Below are 3627 nucleotides of genomic sequence, written 5' to 3'. Positions count from 1 at the left end.
TAATATCTCTAATTAATAGCTAAAATTCATTTTTCTCCAGAAATTCCCTACTCCACATCCAAAGCTCCAAGAACTTCTTCAAAGCTTGTTTTACCTTCTAAGACTTTTTCTAGTCCATTTTCAAGCATTGACCTGAAGCCTTCTTTTTTAAGTTTTTCTTTTATTTTACTAGTAGAAGCTCCCTCTTCTCTTAGGATTTCTTTTAGCTCTTTGTCTACTAGGATGACTTCCTCTACGGCTTCTCTACCTAGGTAGCCATCGTGGCATTTGTCACAGCCATTTGGTCTGTAGATTGGCTTATCTCTTGGCGTTTTTATGTATTGGCTTACGATTTCGTATTCGTTATCTGTCATGATGTCTTTCTTTTTGCAGTCGCAGAGCTTTCTTACTAGTCTCTGACTTGCCAAAAGACTTAGGGCAGATCTTATAAGATAGTCTTCTACTCCTAAGTCTTTTAATCTCACGATTGATGAGAGGGCGTCTCTTGTGTGGAGGGTTGATAGGACCAAGTGGCCAGTTATGGCTGCTCTTATGGCGATTTGGGCAGTTTCCTTATCTCTTATTTCTCCAATCATTATTATATCAGGGTCTTGTCTTAGGATTGACCTTAAGGATTTGGAGAAAGTAAGACCGATTTTCTCATTTACTGAAACTTGGTTTATCCCTTCGATCTTGTATTCGACAGGATCTTCTACGCTTATAATGTTTTCCCTACCGGTATTTAGTTTGTTAAGTAAAGCATACAGACTTGTGGACTTTCCAGATCCAGTTGGTCCTGTAAATATTATCATGCCTGATCTTTTCTTTAGGACTTGATCGATTTTTCCTATAGAGTCTTCTGTAAATCCCAAGAGCCTACTTGTCTTCTTAAACTCATCTATGGATAAGATTCTTAGGACTATCTTTTCGCCATTTACTGTATTTAGGCTCGATACTCTAAAGTCGATTCCTTCAAATTCTTTTAGTCTGAGGTTGGCATCTTGAGGACGTCTTTTTTCCGATATGTCCATCTTCGCCATTAGCTTGATCTTGCTTACTAGCTTTTCGTATTGGGAAAGATTTATCCTCATATATTCCCTAAGGTCTCCATCTACCCTAAGCCTTATCTTTGAATAATTGCTGAAGGCTTCGATGTGGATGTCACTTGCCCTAAGTTTGATAGCATACTTTATTAGATTTTTTATAAATTTATCTATGTTTACTCCAAGGGCTCTTTCTTCTGTCATTAGTTGCTCCAGTATTTGTCATCCAAGGACCTGTAGCGGATTGCTTCTAAGAGGTGCTTGGATTCTATTTCCGCACTTGCCTCAAGGTCTGCTATAGTCCTTGACATTTTTATTATCTTGTTGAAGGACCTAACAGAGAAGTTGTATTTGTTGAAAGCCATCTTGGCGATTTTTTCAACCTCGTCGGATAGCTTGATGTATTTTTTCATCTGATTGGTATTAAGCTCTGAGTTTGTAGAAATCTTCTCATCCTTGTATCTTTCTTTCTGGATAAGCCTTGCCCTTACCACTTCTCTCTTAAGCTCGGCTGATGACTTGGACTTAGTATCATCCTTTAGGTCTTCGTATTTGACAGGCTTTATCTCTATATGTATGTCGATCCTATCTAGTATAGGCGAAGAAATCTTGTTTAAGTATCTCCTTATTTCATTAAAGGAGCAAGTACATTCCTTCAAGGGATTGCCGTAGTTGCCGCATGGGCAAGGGTTCATAGCAGCGATTAGGATAAAGTCTGCCGGATATTTTACTGATGCTTGAGACCTTGCTACGTTTATTTCCTTATTTTCTAGGGGCTCTCTTAGGGCTTCTATTACATTTTTCTTGTATTCTGGAAACTCATCCAAAAGGAGCACTCCCTTGTGGGCTAGGGTAATCTCTCCTGGCCTTGGGACGGAGTGGCCTCCACCTATTAGAGCTACTTCGCTTGATGTGTGGTGGGGTGCCCTGAAGGGTCTTTCGTTTACCAAATGCCCACTGTCGAGGAGGCCCATAATTGAATAGATCTTCGTTACTTCTACCTTCTCGTCAAAGCTCATGTCTGGAAGGATTGTAGGAAGGTGCTTGGCAGAAAATGTCTTTCCAGAGCCTGGAGCTCCAATCATTAGGACATTGTGATTGCCTGCAGCTGCTATTTGAAGGGCACGCTTTAGGCTTTCTTGGCCCTTAAGGTCTTTGAAGTCGTAATCATAAGTTTTCTCTTCGGTGATTTTGCTTAAATCTATCTCGTAGGCTTTGACCTGCTTTTCCTTGTTTAGAAAGGCTACAAGGTCATTTAGCTTATCGAAGGGGTAGATCTCTATATCTGAAATTATGGCGCACTCATCCTTATTATCGTCAGGAATTATAAATTCAGTAAAACCTAGCTCACGCATGGCTATAACCATGGCAAGGGCCCCTCTTATAGGAACAATTCTTCCGTCTAGGGAAAGCTCGCCTAGGATTATGTATTCTTCGTAGTCAAAGTTAATTACTCCCATAGATCCTAAAAGGGAAATCGCTATTGGTAGGTCTAGTTGGGTTCCTTCCTTCTTAAGATCAGCTGGGGAGAGATTGATTGTAATTCTGCCTGCTGGAAATCTGTAGCCAGTGTTAATGAGGGCGACTCTCACCCTGTCTCTTGATTCCTTAATCGATGAGTCTGGAAGACCTACTATAGTAAAGGAAGGAAGACCTGATGTTATGTCAGATTCTACTTCTACAAGCTTGCCATCAAGGCCTATAAGGGTTGTCGTGTTAGTTTTCGAATACATTTTTATCACCTAATCCTAATATTTTCTGATATTTCAAAAAGTCTTCGTGAGGGGTAGCTTCATAAGTCACATAGTCTCCTCCCATATTTTTAAAGCTAACCTTGCCACAGTGAAGGAGCTGGTGGTCGAGATTAAAATTGTGTTTGACATTGCCATAGACAGGGTCTCCCAGGATAGGGTGGTTGATATGGGTCATGTGGACTCTTATCTGATGGGTCCTTCCTGTTTCAATCTTTATTCTAAGAAGAGAAAAGCCTTCTACCTCGCTTATGACCTCATAGTGGCTTACGGCCCTTCTTCCAGTATTTCTTACAGCCATCTTCCTTCTGTTGTGGACATCCCTATCCATAAAGTTGTCGATAGTACCCTTATTCTTATCGAAGTTCCCGAAGACTATGGCGTAATAGTATTTGTCGACCTTTCTTGTCTCAAACATCTTCTTGAAATACTTATAAGAGGCGTTGTTTTTGGTAATGGCTATAAGGCCTGTCGTATCCTTATCAAGCCTATGGACTATACCTGGCCTATCATCTCCTCCTATGTGAGAAAGTCCATCGTAGCCGTATTTACCAAGGAGGCCATTTACCAGAGTTCCTGTAATGATTTTCCCTGCTGGATGGACTATGACATTACTATCCTTATCGATGATGGCGTAATCATCGTTTTCAAAAACCACCTTAAGGTCCATATCTTCTGCCTTAAGTTCTGGTACATGGAAAAGCGAGTCGTCGATTTCTATCTCATCTCCTTCGCTTAGCTTAAAGCTAGGCTTTACTGAAGAATTATTTACTTTTATTTTCTTATCCTTGATGAAGTCCTTAATCTTCTCACGAGGGATCTCCTCTAGTTCATCAGATATAAACTTATCAATT

The 3627-nt window shown here is 40.3% G+C and carries 3 protein-coding genes; all 3 read right to left on the bottom strand.

What is annotated here, in order from left to right; all coding sequences use genetic code 11:
- Window positions 1-47: 47 nt before the first annotated feature.
- From MRZ08_RS06365 to MRZ08_RS06355, 3 genes are read right to left on the bottom strand one after another with little or no spacing between them, the layout of a single operon-like run.
- Window positions 48-1226 carry a GspE/PulE family protein gene (locus tag MRZ08_RS06365; RefSeq protein ID WP_297380738.1) on the bottom strand — a complete coding sequence of 393 codons (1179 nt, stop codon included), beginning with the start codon at window positions 1224-1226 and terminating at the stop codon, window positions 48-50.
- A complete protein-coding gene (locus MRZ08_RS06360; RefSeq protein ID WP_297380735.1) occupies window positions 1226-2755 on the bottom strand; it encodes a YifB family Mg chelatase-like AAA ATPase in 1530 nt (509 codons plus the stop codon). The genes MRZ08_RS06365 and MRZ08_RS06360 overlap by 1 nt, the downstream gene beginning before the upstream one ends.
- Window positions 2739-3626, bottom strand: a complete 888-nt coding sequence (locus MRZ08_RS06355; protein ID WP_297380732.1) for an RluA family pseudouridine synthase — start codon at window positions 3624-3626, stop codon at window positions 2739-2741. The genes MRZ08_RS06360 and MRZ08_RS06355 overlap by 17 nt, the downstream gene beginning before the upstream one ends.
- Window position 3627: the final 1 nt, after the last annotated feature.

It is taken from the genome of Anaerococcus sp. (assembly GCF_022770135.1).
Lineage (GTDB): Bacteria > Bacillota > Clostridia > Tissierellales > Peptoniphilaceae > Anaerococcus.
This window is presented reverse-complemented; position numbering and strand designations above follow the sequence as displayed.